This is a genomic window from Arthrobacter sp. MYb214, from assembly GCF_002979865.1.
GTDB lineage: Bacteria > Actinomycetota > Actinomycetes > Actinomycetales > Micrococcaceae > Glutamicibacter.
In genome coordinates, this window is record NZ_PCPZ01000008.1 from 82,827 (window position 1) to 98,539 (window position 15,713).

Sequence of the window (15,713 nt, forward strand, 5' to 3'; positions counted from 1 at the left end):
AATTGAAGTGGCACAAGACAGCAAACTTGATAGGTTGAACTAGTGAAGATTGCAACCTGGAATGTGAACTCGCTGCGAGCCCGCGCCGACCGTGTTGAGGACTGGCTGCGACGTACCGATGTAGATGTCCTGGCTATCCAGGAAACTAAGTGCAAAGACGACAATTTCCCCTGGGAACTGTTCGAGAACAACGATTACGAGGTAGCGCACTTCGGAGTCAACCAGTGGAATGGCGTTGCCATCGCTTCTCGCGTTGGCCTCGAGGATGTTGAGCGCACCTTCCCCGGGCAGCCGGAATTCGGCAAGGCCGGCAAGAATCCGATCCAGGAGCCTCGCGCCATCGCGGCAACCTGTGGCGGAGTGCGTGTCTGGAGCCTGTATGTACCCAACGGACGCGCGTTGGATGATGAGCACATGGGCTACAAGCTGAACTGGCTGGATGTGCTCAAGCAGGAATCCGCCCGATGGCTGGCGGAAAACCCCGAGGCGCAGATTGCCTTGATGGGCGATTGGAACATCGCGCCAAAGGACGAAGACGTGTGGGATATCGACTTCTTCCTCGAGAACAAGTTGACCCACGTCTCGGCGCCAGAGCGCGCCTCCTTCGCTGCCTTCGAGGAGCTGGGCTTCACCGATGTCGTGCGCCCGCACACCGAAGGCGAATACACCTACTGGGATTACACGCAGTTGCGTTTCCCGAAGGGCGAAGGCATGCGCATCGATTTCTCGCTCACCTCGCCTGCGCTCACCGCACGCGTAACCGGCGCAAGCATTGACCGCGAAGAACGCAAGGGCAAGGGCGCCAGCGACCACGCCCCGGTCATCGTGGAGCTGGCCGACTAGTCATGGCGGCAAAGATGATTGGGCCCGCCGCAGAGCTGACCGCAGCTACAGCGCACCTGCGCGTCTACGAGCCGCTGGATGCTTTCGAGGATTGGGCCCAGTCCATCATCCTGCGTACCCCGCGGCGCACCGCGGAGCAGTGGGATGACTTCGAGAACGAGCGGCTGTGGAGCCGCACCCTGCGCCATGTCTCCGACCCGTTCCCGCATAATGAGCCGGAATTCTTCCGCAGCGTGAAGTCCTTGGACTACCAAGGGGCCGAGCACACGCGCTATTGCCCGGGGCAATTGCAGGCACGCAGCCTGCTCGCTGCCGAACAAGCCGAAGAAGCCATGCGGGCCGAGGTTTTCGACCTGCTGGTACCGCCGGCAGCGCGGCAAGCTAACGCACAACGCGTTGATGCCGACCGCCTGGCCAATGACCTGACCCATCTGCACACGAGGACCTCTTCATGGGGCATCCCGCTGGGCTGGTTTGCCCTCTTCCGCGAGGACGACGAGCACGAGCTGGTTCACAGCGGTGAGCAGCTGAAGACGGTTCGCATGTACGCCACTTTCGAACAGGCCATTGACCGCCTGGCTTGGGCAGTCCAAGCGCTGGCATCCCATGCGCCGCAGTCGCAGCTCTTCGAGGAGCTGGGCAGCCTTGGCGGATGGCTGGAATCCTTCGACAACAGATCGGTCATTGAACTGGATTATGGCCTGTTGGCAGAAATTGTGTGGCCCGATGATTCCGCGAACGACTTGATGCACGGCATTCAGGCGTTGGAAGACGAGGACATGACTAGCGCCGCCGCCGCATACCGCCGGCTGAGCAATCGCTGGATTGGTCCGCGGCATCTTGGCCGCGCGAACTAACTGCCCCTGGATACAGCAAAAGCCCCGGAATCCGGAGCTTCTGTTTAGTGTGCGACCCTGACGGGACTTGAACCCGCGACCTCCGCCGTGACAGGGCGGCGCGCTAACCAACTGCGCTACAGGGCCTAGTGCTTTGAATAAATTCAAGTCACACAGTAAAACCCCCGGGATAAACCGAGGGCCTGCGTGGCTCCGACCGGCGTCGATCCGGTGACCTTTCGATTTTCAGTCGAACGCTCTACCAACTGAGCTACAGAGCCTGGTACCACTAAGTGGACACCAAATCTACTATTGAAATAGTAAATTGAGCGACCCTGACGGGACTTGAACCCGCGACCTCCGCCGTGACAGGGCGGCGCGCTAACCAACTGCGCTACAGGGCCTTGCTTTCGCAAGCCAATGGATTTCTCCATCTGACAACCACATAATGGTTGTTTGTACCCCCAACGGGATTCGAACCCGTGCCGCTGCCGTGAAAGGGCAGTGTCCTAGGCCGCTAGACGATGGGGGCCTAAGTTGTTCGCTTCGGTTTCTTGCTTCTCCGTAGCGGACTCCAATAACTATACGCAGTGTTTTTTGCTTTTGCAAAATCGGCACCTGGACGAGTTTCACCCATGCCAAATCGGGTGCGCGGGCCTAGTCTGGAAGCATGCTTTTTGAGATGGATGACGACGAATTCCAGACCCTGGTCGAGCAGGCCATCGACGCCATTCCGGAGGCTGCATTCGCCATGATGGACAACGTCATTTTCTTCATCGAAGACGAGTATGAGCCGCTTCCAGGAGAATCAGAAAACCCTGAAATTCTGGGGTTATACGAGGGCATTGCACTCACGGAACGGGACCTGGACTGGGGCACGGGCGCACTTCCCGACCGCATAACGATCTTCAAGAATCCGACGCTTCGAGCCTGCGAAACACGTGAAGATGTAGTGCGGGAAATTGGGATTACAGTGATGCACGAAGTGGCCCATCACTTCGGAATCGACGACGCGAAATTGCACGATTTAGGGTGGTCATAGCCCCAAATCCGCAGAATCTTCTTTTGAGATCTGCCTCACAAAAATACTCGAATGCAGTGGTCGAGTCGAGGTCGAAAGAGACCCAAAGCACAGGCATGGCGCTTGGAATCGCCATCCGGGTCCAGTCGACCGGCGGGCAAGCCGCCCAAAAGCCGGCTCTCAACGATTCGCGCGCCGGTCGGTTTCCCGTTGCCCCGCTGGCGGCTGCTTTATCCGGGCGTGATCAGGTGCAGCCAGCCGGAGGAACCTGGCATGCCCCTTGCCCTTGTCCACCCAGCGACTCTGGGCCCCTCCGCCACCAAGGGCAGCGAGGTGATCCCGATTGGGAGCACGGCACCGCACCCCCTCAAAAGGATTTCGCCATTGGAGCCGGCGCCTCCGAGGCAGACCCAGCGAAGCAGAGCTTTGCGCCCTCCCGGAGTACCTTTCCCTTTTAAAGGCAAACCTTTTTGCAGCCGCACATTCCCCTCCGGCACGTTACCCAAGCTTCATGACAATCGATACCTTGGTAACGAGGCGAGATATATGTCTGAGTAATTTCCCAGCCACTCTTGATCAGCCACACAGATCCCAAATGCCACTATCTTCGCAGATCACCGCCGAATACCCAGGCGAATTACACGAATGGGATTCATGTGACTGATGTGAACAGTGTTGCCAAGCGTGTCTTAATTGGCCTAATGTGCTATTTGGAGTCTTATCCGAATCGTGACCTACTCATCGGTGAAGGTCACGACTCACGCACTCCGCGTCATCCAAGTACTTAGTGAGGAACGATATGGCTACTCGCCACACGCTCGGTGTTGCTGCAAGCACCCTAGCCCTAGCGGTGTCCTGCATTGCAGGCGCTTTGCCCGCTTCCGCATCTACTTCAGCTCTGCTTCCTCAGTCTGTGGCCATCGCTGCCGCACCTAGCGCTTCCGCGCTACCTTCGGACGCAGAGGTCCAGGACGCAAAGAAGGATAAGGCTTCGACGAACGCGATGATCGCGCGCATCGAAGCTTCCCTGGCTTCCAGCCGCGCCGAACTGAAGCGCGTTGAAACTGAGGCCGCTCAGGCTCAGGAATCCCTGCTCACCGCCGGCGAAGAGCGCGATCTGCGCACCGCTGCGGCCGAGAAGGCTGTAGAACAGCTCGAGTACGCAAAGACTTACCTGGAGCAGAGCCGCAACGATCTGGGTGCTATCGCTTCGGATATCTACCGCAATGGCGCAGGCACCTCGACCCTGAGCCTGCTCCTTGATGACAACCAGGAAGGCGACCTGTTCTACAAGGCCGCTACCATCGACGCGTTGAGCGAACAGAAGGTCCAGTCCGTCAACACCGCCACCGAGGCCGAAGGCCTCGTTTCGGCTTGGCAGGAATATGCTGATGCGGCACAGAACGCCGCCGAAGAAGCTGCAGCCAACTATGACGCAGCCGCAGCGACCGCGAACAGCACCCTGTCCACCTACGAAGCAGCTATCGCACCTGAGAAGCAGCTGCGCGATGACTTGATCGGCCACCTCGCTACCTTGAAGCAGAAGGAAGAGGCCGAGGTTCGCCAGGCGGTTGAAGAGCGCGAAACGCAGGAGCAGGAAAAAGCTCTCGCGGACGCCATCGCCGAAGAGGAAACCGCCAAGGTTCCCGAAACGAAGCAAGACTCCGTTCAGCCGCTCTCGGTTGAAAAGCCACGTGAGCTGGAGCAGGCCGAACCTGAAGAGGAAACGGTCGAGTCGGAGCCTGAGGAGGTTGAAGAGGAACCGGAAGCTGTCGAGCCTCCCGTAGCGCCGAAGCCGGAGCCAACTAAAAAGGCCGAGCCGAAGCCGGAACCGACCAAAAAGGCCGAGCCGAAGCCGGAGCCAACCAAGAAGGCCGAGCCGAAGCCAGAGCCAACCAAGAAGGCCGAACCGAAGCCGGAACCCACCAAAAAGGCCGAACCGAAGCCGGAACCCACCAAAAAGGCCGAGCCGAAGCCGAAGGCTACCCCGAAGCCGGCACCCAAGCCTGAGCCAAAGCCGGAGCCCAAGCCGAAGGTCACCCCGAAGCCAGCGCCTAAGCCTGAGCCAAAGCCGGAACCTAAGCCGGAGCCGAAGCCTGAAGTCGCGCCGCAGTCCGGCAGCAACTACTCAGCAGCGTTTTCCTGGGCCTTGAAGACCGCGGATGATCCCAGCAAGTACTACGTTTACGGTGCCAACGGTCCCGATGCTTTCGACTGCTCGAGCTTCTCGCAGCGAGCTTTCGGCAAATCCGGCATCAGCCTGCCACGTACTTCGTCCCAGCAGTTCGCTAGCGCCCCGCAGTACGTGTCGCTGAGCAACCTGCGCCCAGGCGACTTGGTGTTCTCGTCTTCCAACGGCGGTTCCTCGTTCTACCACGTAGCCATCTACATCGGCAACGGCCAGGTCGTCCACGCTCGCAACCCGAACGCCGGCATCTCGGTGACTCCACTGAGCTACGTCAACAACCTCTACCCGAAGGCAGCCCGCTACTAAGTGCCACCCCCTCGAGCACGAAGGCCGCACACCCTTTTGGGTGTGCGGCCTTCCTGCATTCTGGCTACAGGCGTGCGGTCACTGCTCCTGCGCCCGCGTATCGAAGTCCTTGCGGTTCTCCAGGCGAGGGTCATCCGAGTCCGGCACGACCATCACCGGGCCCTTGGAGTGGTGCAAAACGCCCTGCGAGGTTGAGCCAAGCAGCATCCCGGTAAAGCCGCCGCGGCCCCGCGAGCCGGTGACGGTCAGTACCGCATGCTCGGATTCGCGGATCAGCACCTCGACCGGAGGCCCGGAGACCACATCGGTTTCCATCTTCAGCGACGGATAGTGCGACTTAAGCCATTTGGAGCCCACACTCATCTGGTAGCGCACATCTTCCAGCACGGCTTCCTGGTCAACGGTCGCCGGCATCCATGCCAGCGCCGCCCCCACCGGCGGCACCGCGCAGATCAGGCGCAGCGTCAGGTCGCTGGCGATGGCCGCGTCCGCGGCCGCCAGCACCGCTGAACGCGCGCGGTCTGAACCGTCAACGCCGACCACGATGCAGTTGCGGTTCGACGCCGCGGCGGCACCGGCCTCTTCCTGCTCCTTGGCCATGGCCAGCGGAACCACGACGGTCGGGCACTTGGAGTGCGCGGGCAGTGCCGAGGACACCGAGCCGAGCAGGCGGCCAACGAAGCCACCGCGGCCACGGGTTCCGACCACTACCAATTCGGCGTCCTGGCTCAGGTCCAGCAGCACGCCGGACGGGTCGCCGGATTCGATATAGGTGCGGATGGCCGCCGTGCTGCCTTCAAGCTCTGCGCGGGCCTGGCGCACAATGTCCTCGGCTCCCCCGCGGATCAGGTCGTCATCCAGGGTCGAGTAGCCTGCGTCCATGGAGGACGCGGCGAACACCGGGATGGTGTAGGCGGACACGATATTCAACACGCTGCCGCGGCGTACCGCTTCGCGTTCGGCCCAGCGCAAAGCGCATCTGCTCTGCTGGGATCCGTCCACGCCAACGACAATTCCTTCAATCTTCTCTGCTGCGACTGGTGCTTCGTCACTCATCAGACTCGCTCCTCAACTACCTCAGATATAACGGGATGTGATTTCCCTTACCACCAATGTACTTGCTTCCGCAGTTCTAGGTGTGAGTTGGGTCTAAAGTTTTCGCGTACAGCCTACTGGACACTCGGATCGATATGAATCAGCGCCCGAAACGTCATAGAATTTTTCCATGTCCTCCTCCACACAAACCGCGTCCGGGAATGCTATGGCCGCGCGCATCGACCGATACTTCAAGATTTCGGAACGGCGTTCAACGTTCTCCACCGAAGTTCGCGGCGGCATCGCCACCTTCTTCGCGATGAGCTACATCGTCGTCCTCAACCCGCTGGTTCTTTCCGGTGCCGATTCCTCGGGCGGCGAGTTGGGCATCCAGCGCGTTGCCGCGGTGACCGCATTTGTCGCCGGCATCCTGACCATCCTGATGGGCATCTGGGCCCGCCACCCATTCGCCATGGCTACCGGCTTGGGCGTCAACGCCTTCGTCGCTATCACCGTGGCAACCAACCCGGAACTGACCTGGGCTGATGTCATGGGCCTGGTGCTCATTGCGGGTGTGGTCATGTTCGGCCTGGTGCTCACAGGGTTCCGGACCGCGGTGTTCAATGCGGTTCCAGCCGGATTGAAAACCGCCATCGTGGTGGGCATCGGCATGTTCATCGCACTGATCGGCCTGGTCAACGCCGGCTTCGTCCAGCGCCTCCCGGATGCCGCGAACACCACCGTTCCGGTGGGCCTGGGCTTCGACGGAGAGCTGATGGGCTGGCCGATCCTGGTCTTCGTGGTCGGCCTGCTGCTGACCATGGCCCTGGTGGTGCGCAAGGTCAAGGGCGCGATCCTGATCGGCATCGTCGTTTCGGCGATCCTTGCCAACATCCTCGAAGCCGTCTTCCACATCGGCGCGATGGAGACCAATACCTGGTCGCTGGTGGTTCCGTCGCTGCCCGAGTGGACCCTTCCGGACCTGTCGCTGATCGGCCAGGTCAGCGTATTCGGCGCCTTCAGCAAGATCGGCGCCACCGCCGCTTCGCTGCTGGCCTTCGTCATCCTGCTCTCGATCTTCTTCGATGCCATGGGCACCATGGTGGGCCTAGCTTCCGAAGCGGGTTCCATGGACGAGAACGGGCAGATCCCCAACGTGGACAAGGTCCTGCTGGTGGATGCGGCCGGCGCGATCGTCGGCGGCGGCACCTCCAGCTCCTCGGCGCAGATCTTCGTGGAGTCCGGTGCCGGCATCGGCGAGGGCGCCCGTACCGGCCTGGCCTCGGTAGTCACCGGCCTGCTGATGATCGTCGCGATGTTCCTGAGCCCGCTGATCTACCTGGTGCCTTTCGAAGCCGTGGCGCCGGCACTGGTCGTGGTCGGTTTCATGATGATCACCCAGGTCTCCAAGATCGATTGGAACGACTGGGGCATCGCGCTGCCGGCCTTCCTGACCTTCACCCTGATGCCGTTCACCTACTCGATCGCCAATGGCATCGGTGCCGGCTTCATCTCCTACGTCTTCATCCGCGCCACGCAGGGCCGCGCCAAGGAAATCCACCCGCTGATGTGGGTTGTTTCCGCGGCTTTCGTGCTGTTCTTCGGCATCGGACTGATTGAGATGTGGGCCGGGGTCAAATAGCCCCGAAGCCCTCCAGGCGCCCCGTCATTGCTCCGGCGATGGCGGGGCGTTTTTTGCCTCCGGCCCGGCGGGAACTGGCTAGGATGGGCACTATGAGCGATCAGCAGAACACCGCTGGGCAGTGGATCCAGGTGGCCGCAGGCTTGAAGAACCCCTCGATGCGCCGGCTTCTCGGGGCGGTATTGAGCGGGCACGGGGTACCCGAGCAGGCCAATAAGTCCGAACGCAAGGACTTGGAGCGCTGGGCCAGCATCGGGCTTCTGCGCCAAGAGGGGTCCGGCTGGGCGCTGAACGACGAACTGCTGGAGAAGACCTTGGCTTCGGCCTCGGCCGCGAAGGCCGACCGCGTCGGGATCCGCCGCTTCTTCGACGAACACAAGCTGCATAGCCTCCCGGCGAAACCAGCGGACCGCCATGAAGTGCTGGTCTACCTGCGCAATGCGGTGATAGGAGCCGGGGACGAACTGCGCGAAGAGCAGCTCAATGAACGGCTGCGGGTATTCCACCCGGACGTCGCGCTGCTGCGCCGCTACATGGTTGACCACGGCCTGCTGCAGCGCGCAGCAGACGGGAGCGGATACCGGATGGGCCCCGGGAGCTAGCCGGTAATCGGCACGGCCCCGGTGGCGAAGCGCTGCACTGCCGCCCCTGAAACCAGCTGCGCCGGCAACGGCGCAGTGCGCAGGCTGCGTTCGAATGCAGGGCCGAGCTTGAGCGGTTCGTCGCTGGCCAGGAACACGATGTTCCCGTAGCGCCGGCCCTTGAGCATCGGCGGGTCGGCGATCATGGCCACATGCTCGAAGACCTCCAGCAGCGTCGCGGCTTCCGCCTTGGCGCCGGACAGGTCCGCGGTATCGCCGCAATTCATGATGTAGACGCCCCCGGCATCCAGCACGCGCTGGGTTTCGCGGGCGTAGTCCGCCGTGGTCAGCACGCGCGGGGTGGTGCTCCCGGCGAAGACATCGCGGATGATCACATCGCGGCTCGCATCGCTCAAGGTGGGCAGCACCTGGGCTGCGTCTCCCACGCGCAGGCGTACCAGCGGAGCGCGCGGAACCTCGAAGTGGACGCGCACCAGCTCGGCCAGCTTGGCATCCAGCTCCACCACGACCTGCCGGGCGTTTTCATAGCTGGCCGCGACCCAGCGGGCCATGGAGCAGCCACCTCCGCCAAGGTGGAGCACGCGCAGCTTGCGGGCGCGCCCGTCGTATTGCCCGGCCGGGAAACCGATGGCGAAGACCGGTTCCATCCAGCGCATGTACTCGAAATCGAGGTAGGCCGGGTCCTCCAGGTCCACATGGGAGGAGGGCACGCCGTTGACCTTCAGGATATAGCGGCTGGCGCCGTAGGGATCAGCTTCAATGATCGCCGTTCCGGTGTCGATCGGATACTCTCCGAGCATTGATTCCTTGGCATCCCTAGCCACGCGCGCGCACCATTCGTTGTTCGATTAAGCCATCCCAGCTGCCAGTCAGGGCTTCACTGGTTCCATCAGGCGTGAATCCCTGCTTCGCGAAGAAGGCCAGGGCCCTCTCGTTGCCTTGCAGGACCCAGACCAGGGCGTCGTGCTGTCCAAGGACAACATCGAAGAGGTGCTGGCCCAGTCCGGTACCGTAGTACTCTTCCAGGACATAGAGCATGCCCAATTCGACGTCCACTCCGGCATCCTGGTCTTCTTCGATGGCCGGAGTTCCACCGGCTAGCCCGATGATGCGGCCATCACGGTCTTCCGCGATGAAGAATTGCGCTCCGGATGCCAGCCCGCGTTCCCACCAGGCTGTCTGGCCATCAAGTTGGCCTTCATGGTGGGCGAAAAAGGACTCATCGCGAAGTGTGGCGTACGCTTCTCGCCAGGCTTGCAATTTCATTTGCAGCGCTGGGCGGACGTCTTGTTCAGTAGCCAGTCGGATTCGGTAGTCGTTCATTTGCGGCACTTCTCTAGCCTACGGCAGTGACTTCGCTATTTTCTTCCAACGCACCAAGGCCCCCTCCTACTAAAGTAGTATTGCGGACTGTCCAAATGCTTGAAAAAATATTCACGTAGTCGTAAACTTTTTGGCTCAAAGGAGGGTCGGACTTGAACCGGAATACAAAATACGCTGCCTTGACTGGTGGCCTTGTCGGTTCCCTGACCCTGACCATCAGCCTTTCCTCGACCTTCTGGGTGATTTTGCTCGGTTGCGTTCTCCTAGCCGCCGGCTTCAGCATTCTGGCCAGGTTCGAACGCTTCTGGGGCCCGGCCGAACCGGACCACTACTACTACATCGTTCCCATGCTGGTTGGCCCGGTAGTTGCGGGGCTGGTGCGCAATACCGGTTATGCCCTGTGGGTCGGACCGCCGATGGGCATTCTCTGCGGATTGGGCGTGTACTTCTTGATCCTGAAGTCGCCGCCGTTCAAGCACGATGAAGCCGGGGAACTCGAATTCGAGCGCCCCGAGCGCTATCCAACGCGCTAGAGGACTCGCGCTAGCGCGAACCCGTCCCACCCCTTGACGCCTACAGTCTGCAGCGCCGTGGCTGATACGCGCGGGTCATCGCGCAACCACCGCAAAGAGTCCTGGATTCCGCGAACATCGGCTTCTTGCGTCCCATTCCGGGATGGGTCATCCAAGACCGCGCCGCTGCGCACCACGTTGTCGAGCACCAGCACGGTGCCTGAATGCGCCAGCTCCAGTGCGCGTTCCAGGTAGGGCACGTTGTTGCGCTTATCGGCATCTATGAAGATCAGGTCAAATGGTGCAACGCGTTTGGAAATCAGCGAATCCATGGAACCCTGAGCGGCCCCCAACCGGATTTCAACACGTTCTGAAAGCCCTGCCCGCTGCAAGTTCTCACGCGCAATCGAGGCATGCAGGGGTTCAAATTCGCAGCTGATGACGGTACCAGCTGCACCGACGCCCCGGGCGAGCCAGCTGGTGGAGTAGCCCCCGAGGGTTCCGATCTCGAGGACCCTCCGGGCACCTGTGATCTCGGTGAGCAGCTGGAGGAACTTTCCCTGGGCAGGACTGACTTCAATCCTCGGAAGCCCGGAACTATGGGAATGCTCCCGGCCTGCCTCCAAGGCATCAACGCGCAGCCCCAGCGCCTGTTCCAAATATTCATCGACGGCTGCGGCATGGTGCTCTGCAGAATGGTGGATCATGACGGCATGTTCTCCTCGCTATCCTCAATAGCCTTCTCCAGGCGTTGGATTTTGCCATCGAGCTCGCCGTCGTAACCGGGGCGGATATCGGCTTTCAACACCAGCGAGACGCGCGAACCAAATCGGCCAACGGCCATGGTGGCTTGCTTGACTACCTCCATGACTTCGTCCCATTCACCTTCGATCTCGGTGAACATGGAGCTGGTGCGATTGGGGAGGCCAGAATCGCGGACGATTTTAACCGCTTCGGCCACTGCATCGTGGACCGAACCGTTGGGGTTGTCGTTACTTGGGGCTACGGAGAAAGCTACAATCATGCTTCCACTGTCCCACTACGCCTTGTGCTTGTCATCCGCCTTGCAGGCAATATCTAGGCAGCTAGTCCGCTCGCCCTCAAGACGATGGCCGCCAGCGCACCGACGACAACGACGACAAGATAGGGTGCCTTGAAAGCCAGGGCGATAATCGCCGCCGCGAGCGCACCGATACGGGCGTCAATCACCAGTTCCTGCCCGGAGGTGAAGGCGTTGACCGTCACCAACGAGGCGAGCAACGCAATGGTCAGCGTGGCCGCGACATGGGACATGGTCGGCGAGTCCAGAACCTTGCGTGGCACAAAGTAGCCGCAGAGCTTGATTGCGTAGGCCGTCAGGCAGGCTCCCAGAATCCACCAGCTCAATTCGCTCAAGGCTGGTCCTCCTCAATGCTTTCCAGATCGCCGTGCTCGGTCGCAGCCGGGGTCCGGCGGCCGGTGGCCACCGCGTAGATCGCAGCGCAGGCCGCGGTTACCAGAATCGGCAAGCCCGGCGCGGTGACCGGCACAGCCAGCGCGGTGAGGATTGCGGCCGCAATCGCGATCATGACCGGTTCAACTGACTTCAAGCGCGGCCAGAGCAAACCGATGAAGGCGGCGACCGCGGCGCCATCGAGCCCCCAAGCCGCGGGGTCCCCCATGCGTTCTCCGAGCAAGGCTCCGACGAGGGTGAACAGATTCCACAGGACGTAGACGCCCACCCCGGCGGTGAAGAAACCACGGCGCTTCTCGGCCAGGTCCGATTGCCCCAAGCTGACTGCGGTGGATTCATCGATGGTCACCTGGGCCATCCAGGGCACATGCCGTCCCAAAGGCCGCAATGCCTGCTTGATCTGCATCCCGTACACGGCATTGCGGATTCCCAGCAGCGAAGCGGCGGAGAACGCTGCCGAGGCAGCACCTCCGCCTGAGATCACGCCGATAAAGGCGAACTGCGATCCGCCGGTGAACATCAAGGCGCTCAAGGCAACGGTTTGCCACAGATCCAGTCCTGCAGCAATGGACAGGGCCCCGAAGGAAATGCCGTAGAGCCCGGTGGCGATCGCGATGGAAAGGCCCATCCTGGTCGCCGGAGTGAACCAGCTAGCGGACGTGGCGTGCATCGTACCTGACCTTGTAGACACCGCGCTTGACCTTTGCGTCGCCGATCTCGACGTGCTGCAGCTGGTTCAGGTGCTTCACGTGGGTGCCACCGCAAGGTTCGGCATTCACCCCGGCGATGCTCACGGTACGGATGCCCTGAGCATCGGTGGCCGTTGTGATTTCTCCGCCGCCAGCGATGAGTTCATCGACGCGTCCTTGGAGCCAGGCCTTGGCGGCGGCCCGTTCGTTCTCATCGCCCAATGGCAGGTCGAGGCTGGCCGGATCGAAGTCGAGGCGCGACTGCCCAGGGAAGTGCGAGTGGCCCTGGTGCTGCCAGCCGCGGTCTTCGCCAGCGAAGCCCAGGACGTGCCCTGCGGTGTGCAATGCGGCATGGGAAAGGCGCAGCTCGCCATCGATCTCAGCTAGGACCTGATCACCCACCTGCCGGGCGCCGGCGCCGTACAAGACCACCAGTGCATTCGCGTCGCGCTGGACTGAGACAGGCAGCCCGTCCACGGTGCCTGAGTCTTCGGGCTGGCCTCCACCACGGGGATGGAAGATATTGGGGCTCAGGGCAATCCACTGCCCGTCTTCGCCGCTTCCCGTTGCAATGACTCGGGCCTCCGCAGCAAAAATGTACGTGTCCTGCAGGTACAGGTTGACCTGTGCGATTTCTCCGGTGTTCATGTGGCCTAGCTCAGCTCCAATTCTTTGCGCAGTTCTGCCGGGCGGTTGCTCGTCAATTCCCCGACACCCAGGTCCACCAGGAATTGCGCATCCGCGGGACGGTCAACCGTCCAGATGCGCGCCTTCAGCCCTTGTTCCAGCCATCGGCGCACAAGATGCTCATTGGCTCGGGTCCAGGCGACCCCGGATCCAATGATGCCAGCTCCCCCTGCGTTGATCAGTTCGATTCCTTCAGGCACGGAGCGGTAAAGAACATCGTAGACACCTGCTCGCCCCAGGTCGCCGGAATCAATGAGCTGCCGGACATAGTCCGGGTTGACCTCGGTCATCAGCTGGCACAATAGTGAAGTGCTGACGGTGCGTGCCAGATAGCGCAGGGAATTCGGCTCAAAGCTCATCAGGGTCACCGCGATCTGCCCTTGCGAGCCGGCCGTGCCCGTCTGCGGGTCGAAGCCATGGGCTGCCAAGACCTGCAGCACACCCTTTTCGAGCAGGTGGCCATAGGGGCTTGGATGCTTGATTTCGATAGCCAGGCCAATTGGCTTGCCGCGTGCTTCAATGAGCTCGAAAAGTTCGCCGAGGCTCAGGAGCTGTTCATTCTCCGCCCCGTACTCGGCCGGGACCAGGCTCGGAACGACTCCAGTGAAGTCCATGGCTTTCATCTGGGCCAAGGTAAATCCGGCAACCAGACCGGCTGAATCAGAGGTGCGGTCGACTGTTGGATCGTGGTGGCAGACGACGATTCCGTCTTTGCTCAGATGGACGTCGCATTCGATTCCATCGGCGCCTTCGTCGATGGCCTGCAGATAGGCAGCACGAGTGTTCTCCGAATATTTATGGGAGCTGCCACGATGGGCGAAAAAAAGCGTATCCATAATTCCTACGCTACGCGATCATCGCTCCTTGGCAACGCAGATTGCCCTCTGCCAAGACGCTTATTTCTTCGACTGCTTTCGTGGCTTCGGCCTGCGGATGCAAGCACTTGCTGCCATCGTGCAAAACACGAAGTTACCCGGCAAGAAAAGGTGTCCGCTTTCCTGATTCTGCCCCGGAATTCCAAGGCAAAATCGCCATCGTCATGGGAATCAGCCTGCACGCCGATAGCTGGCTGCGATTGCCCCGCTGGCCAGCGGCTGCGCTGATATCAACTGGAGGTGACGGGAATCCTGCAATCCTGCCTCATGCAGGGTTGGTCCATGCCCGGCGATGACTGGATGGACTAGGAAGTGGTATTCGTCGATAAGTTCCATCCGGTCCAGAACCGTTGCCAATTTGCCGCTACCGAGCAGCACTCCATTGGGGTACTGGTCCTTCAGCTTCTGCACCGAGGCGCGTAGGTCGCCGCTTAGCAAGTGCGAATTCTTCCACGAGTACGCGGTGCGGGTGCTTGAGACAACGTACTTGGGCTTCTCCTCCAGCTGCTGCGCCCAGCGAAGCAGCGCTGGTGGCGCTGCGATATCTCCATGAGCGACGGCCGGCCAGTAATCTTCCATCAGCTCGTAGGTGGCACGCCCCCAGAGCATCGCTCCGTGCGCATTCATCAGTCGTGTGAAGTAGTCGTGCAATTCGTCGTCGGCGATGCCTTCGCGATGATCTACACAGCCATCCAGCGTGACGTTGATGCTGAATGTCAATTGTCCCATCGCAAGCTCCTGTAGCTATAGCCTCACCACCAGGTCCCCGGTGCCTTGACTGTAGGGTTGCCGGCCAGCCACGTCAAGCAGCGACGATGCATCATCAGGCAACCGGTGCGAAAGCAGAGACAGGCCCGTTCGCATCGGCGATGTCCGCCCAGCATCTGCGTTGGATGCAGAACCTGTAAGCGAAACACAATTTCACACTCATCTTCCGGGAGACTAAGCGTCAAAGGTAGGCTCGCAGTATGCCGCCACCAGACTCATCCCCAAGTTTGTCCCCTGGTCCCCGCGACCTCATGCCCATTGTCCAGGGCCTGGTCCAAGGCCCCTGGCCAAAGACCGAAGTCGAGCGTGAAGTCCTGTTCGGTGCCCTTGGATTCGTTTCCGGAAACAACGTTGATGCCGAAGACCACGATTCACCACATCAAATGATGAGCCTAGACCTCGGCCTGCCAGGAAAAATGGTGAGTTTTTGGGATACTTACCGTCAGCAATTCCTCAGCGTCTGCACCCACCTCTACGGATCGCTGAACGCCCAGGACCCGGTGGCCCAGTATGGCTACGAAGCCCTGCAGGCGCAGCTTTCCCAACTGTATGGCACTCCTGAGCGCCCTTGGGACGACGAAGATCAGTCGGTGGGCATGTGGCGCTGTAATGGCCGGAGCATCACCCTGCAGCTATTTGACCGGTCGGATAGCACCGTGATGCTCACCATCGAAGACCTGGTACTCGCGTCAATAATTGAAGCCGAAGAAGCAGCCCACTAGTCTTCTCACTCCTTGGACTGCTTGAAGCGGTTCAAAGCGATTGCGATGCTTCGATAATAGGCAGGCCGCAAGCCAACAGGAACAGTGCTTAAACAAGTGCAGGGGCCAGGCTTTCATGCCTGGCCCCTGCACGGGTTAAACAGGTGAGGCCCCGGCACCAAACGGTACCAGGGCCTCAAACCATCTACTCAAGTTAAGTCCGGCGGTGACC

The 15,713-nt window shown here is 60.9% G+C and carries 18 protein-coding genes and 4 tRNA genes; 8 read left to right on the forward strand and 14 right to left on the reverse strand.

All coding sequences use genetic code 11. The features are described from left to right. The first annotated feature begins 42 nt into the window (after positions 1 to 42). A complete protein-coding gene (locus CQ012_RS16355) occupies positions 43 to 843 on the forward strand; it encodes an exodeoxyribonuclease III (RefSeq protein WP_105657885.1) in 801 nt (266 codons plus the stop codon). A 2-nt stretch (positions 844 to 845) separates the two neighbouring features. Beyond that, positions 846 to 1,700, forward strand: coding sequence for a DUF8083 family protein (locus CQ012_RS16360; protein ID WP_286134704.1), 855 nt, complete (start codon positions 846 to 848; stop codon positions 1,698 to 1,700). A 52-nt stretch (positions 1,701 to 1,752) separates the two neighbouring features. Here the strand turns inward: CQ012_RS16360 and CQ012_RS16365 are convergent. From CQ012_RS16365 to CQ012_RS16380, 4 genes are all read right to left on the reverse strand, one after another. Next, positions 1,753 to 1,826, reverse strand: a tRNA-Asp gene (locus CQ012_RS16365). A 61-nt stretch (positions 1,827 to 1,887) separates the two neighbouring features. Further along, positions 1,888 to 1,960, reverse strand: a tRNA-Phe gene (locus CQ012_RS16370). A 49-nt stretch (positions 1,961 to 2,009) separates the two neighbouring features. Continuing rightward, positions 2,010 to 2,083: transfer RNA gene (locus CQ012_RS16375), tRNA-Asp, on the reverse strand. A 55-nt stretch (positions 2,084 to 2,138) separates the two neighbouring features. Next, positions 2,139 to 2,211, reverse strand: a tRNA-Glu gene (locus CQ012_RS16380). A gap of 138 nt (positions 2,212 to 2,349) precedes the next feature. Here CQ012_RS16380 and CQ012_RS16385 point away from each other — a divergent pair. Then, positions 2,350 to 2,721, forward strand: a complete 372-nt coding sequence (locus CQ012_RS16385; RefSeq protein WP_105662666.1) for a metallopeptidase family protein — start codon at positions 2,350 to 2,352, stop codon at positions 2,719 to 2,721. Positions 2,722 to 3,499: 778 nt separating this feature from the next. Then, positions 3,500 to 5,194: an NlpC/P60 family protein gene (locus tag CQ012_RS16390; protein WP_146112984.1), complete on the forward strand. Its 1,695-nt coding sequence runs from the start codon at positions 3,500 to 3,502 to the stop codon at positions 5,192 to 5,194. Positions 5,195 to 5,272: 78 nt separating this feature from the next. Here the strand turns inward: CQ012_RS16390 and CQ012_RS16395 are convergent, their stop codons facing one another. After that, on the reverse strand, positions 5,273 to 6,250 hold the full coding sequence (locus CQ012_RS16395; protein WP_105657882.1) for a universal stress protein: 978 nt from the start codon (positions 6,248 to 6,250) through the stop codon (positions 5,273 to 5,275). 169 nt (positions 6,251 to 6,419) lie between these two features. Between CQ012_RS16395 and CQ012_RS16400 the strand changes: the two genes are divergently transcribed. Both CQ012_RS16400 and CQ012_RS16405 read left to right on the forward strand, forming a co-directional pair. Then, positions 6,420 to 7,871 (forward strand): NCS2 family permease, encoded by a 1,452-nt coding sequence (locus CQ012_RS16400; RefSeq protein WP_181148871.1) that lies wholly within the window; start codon positions 6,420 to 6,422, stop codon positions 7,869 to 7,871. 92 nt (positions 7,872 to 7,963) lie between these two features. Further along, positions 7,964 to 8,473, forward strand: coding sequence for a DUF2087 domain-containing protein (locus CQ012_RS16405; protein WP_181149090.1), 510 nt, complete (start codon positions 7,964 to 7,966; stop codon positions 8,471 to 8,473). Here CQ012_RS16405 and CQ012_RS16410 read toward each other — a convergent pair. Both CQ012_RS16410 and CQ012_RS16415 read right to left on the reverse strand, forming a co-directional pair. Beyond that, positions 8,470 to 9,297, reverse strand: a complete 828-nt coding sequence (locus CQ012_RS16410) for a spermidine synthase (protein ID WP_286134706.1) — start codon at positions 9,295 to 9,297, stop codon at positions 8,470 to 8,472. The two genes, CQ012_RS16405 and CQ012_RS16410, sit on opposite strands and share 4 nt — an antisense overlap. After that, positions 9,290 to 9,796: a GNAT family N-acetyltransferase gene (locus CQ012_RS16415; protein ID WP_286134237.1), complete on the reverse strand. Its 507-nt coding sequence runs from the start codon at positions 9,794 to 9,796 to the stop codon at positions 9,290 to 9,292. Before CQ012_RS16415 ends, CQ012_RS16410 begins: the two co-directional genes overlap by 8 nt. A gap of 152 nt (positions 9,797 to 9,948) precedes the next feature. On the opposite strand from CQ012_RS16415, the gene CQ012_RS16420 reads away from it, so the two are divergent. Next, positions 9,949 to 10,329 (forward strand): hypothetical protein, encoded by a 381-nt coding sequence (locus CQ012_RS16420; protein WP_105657877.1) that lies wholly within the window; start codon positions 9,949 to 9,951, stop codon positions 10,327 to 10,329. Here CQ012_RS16420 and CQ012_RS16425 read toward each other — a convergent pair. From CQ012_RS16425 to CQ012_RS16455, 7 genes are all read right to left on the reverse strand, one after another. After that, positions 10,326 to 11,015 carry an O-methyltransferase gene (locus tag CQ012_RS16425; RefSeq protein WP_105662671.1) on the reverse strand — a complete coding sequence of 230 codons (690 nt, stop codon included), beginning with the start codon at positions 11,013 to 11,015 and terminating at the stop codon, positions 10,326 to 10,328. The genes CQ012_RS16420 and CQ012_RS16425 overlap by 4 nt on opposite strands. After that, positions 11,012 to 11,332, reverse strand: a complete 321-nt coding sequence (locus CQ012_RS16430) for a thiamine-binding protein (protein ID WP_105662672.1) — start codon at positions 11,330 to 11,332, stop codon at positions 11,012 to 11,014. Before CQ012_RS16430 ends, CQ012_RS16425 begins: the two co-directional genes overlap by 4 nt. 53 nt (positions 11,333 to 11,385) lie before the next feature. Next, a complete protein-coding gene (locus tag CQ012_RS16435; RefSeq protein WP_105657874.1) occupies positions 11,386 to 11,703 on the reverse strand; it encodes an AzlD domain-containing protein in 318 nt (105 codons plus the stop codon). Beyond that, complete coding sequence (locus tag CQ012_RS16440) at positions 11,700 to 12,431, reverse strand: AzlC family ABC transporter permease (RefSeq protein ID WP_286134236.1); 732 nt, start codon at positions 12,429 to 12,431, stop codon at positions 11,700 to 11,702. The genes CQ012_RS16435 and CQ012_RS16440 overlap by 4 nt, the downstream gene beginning before the upstream one ends. Further along, positions 12,412 to 13,098 carry an alanyl-tRNA editing protein gene (locus tag CQ012_RS16445; RefSeq protein WP_105662673.1) on the reverse strand — a complete coding sequence of 229 codons (687 nt, stop codon included), beginning with the start codon at positions 13,096 to 13,098 and terminating at the stop codon, positions 12,412 to 12,414. Before CQ012_RS16445 ends, CQ012_RS16440 begins: the two co-directional genes overlap by 20 nt. A 5-nt stretch (positions 13,099 to 13,103) precedes the next feature. Beyond that, complete coding sequence (locus tag CQ012_RS16450) at positions 13,104 to 13,973, reverse strand: glycerophosphodiester phosphodiesterase (protein WP_105662674.1); 870 nt, start codon at positions 13,971 to 13,973, stop codon at positions 13,104 to 13,106. A 210-nt stretch (positions 13,974 to 14,183) separates the two neighbouring features. Continuing rightward, positions 14,184 to 14,741, reverse strand: coding sequence for a dihydrofolate reductase family protein (locus CQ012_RS16455; protein ID WP_105662675.1), 558 nt, complete (start codon positions 14,739 to 14,741; stop codon positions 14,184 to 14,186). Positions 14,742 to 15,007: 266 nt separating this feature from the next. Between CQ012_RS16455 and CQ012_RS16460 the strand changes: the two genes are divergently transcribed. After that, entirely contained in the window at positions 15,008 to 15,502 is a 495-nt protein-coding gene (locus tag CQ012_RS16460) for a hypothetical protein (protein ID WP_219844377.1), read from the forward strand. Positions 15,503 to 15,713 lie beyond the last annotated feature (211 nt).

Coding starts and splice junctions, on each gene's coding strand:
- CQ012_RS16360 (WP_286134704.1), top strand. CDS start 846: ATGGCGGCAAAGATGATTGGGCCCGCCGCAGAGCTGACCGCAGCTACA.
- CQ012_RS16385 (WP_105662666.1), top strand. CDS start 2,350: ATGCTTTTTGAGATGGATGACGACGAATTCCAGACCCTGGTCGAGCAG.
- CQ012_RS16390 (WP_146112984.1), top strand. CDS start 3,500: ATGGCTACTCGCCACACGCTCGGTGTTGCTGCAAGCACCCTAGCCCTA.
- CQ012_RS16395 (WP_105657882.1), bottom strand. CDS start 6,250: ATGAGTGACGAAGCACCAGTCGCAGCAGAGAAGATTGAAGGAATTGTC.
- CQ012_RS16400 (WP_181148871.1), top strand. CDS start 6,420: ATGTCCTCCTCCACACAAACCGCGTCCGGGAATGCTATGGCCGCGCGC.
- CQ012_RS16405 (WP_181149090.1), top strand. CDS start 7,964: ATGAGCGATCAGCAGAACACCGCTGGGCAGTGGATCCAGGTGGCCGCA.
- CQ012_RS16415 (WP_286134237.1), bottom strand. CDS start 9,796: ATGAACGACTACCGAATCCGACTGGCTACTGAACAAGACGTCCGCCCA.
- CQ012_RS16425 (WP_105662671.1), bottom strand. CDS start 11,015: ATGATCCACCATTCTGCAGAGCACCATGCCGCAGCCGTCGATGAATAT.
- CQ012_RS16430 (WP_105662672.1), bottom strand. CDS start 11,332: ATGATTGTAGCTTTCTCCGTAGCCCCAAGTAACGACAACCCCAACGGT.
- CQ012_RS16440 (WP_286134236.1), bottom strand. CDS start 12,431: ATGCACGCCACGTCCGCTAGCTGGTTCACTCCGGCGACCAGGATGGGC.
- CQ012_RS16445 (WP_105662673.1), bottom strand. CDS start 13,098: ATGAACACCGGAGAAATCGCACAGGTCAACCTGTACCTGCAGGACACG.
- CQ012_RS16450 (WP_105662674.1), bottom strand. CDS start 13,973: ATGGATACGCTTTTTTTCGCCCATCGTGGCAGCTCCCATAAATATTCG.
- CQ012_RS16455 (WP_105662675.1), bottom strand. CDS start 14,741: ATGGGACAATTGACATTCAGCATCAACGTCACGCTGGATGGCTGTGTA.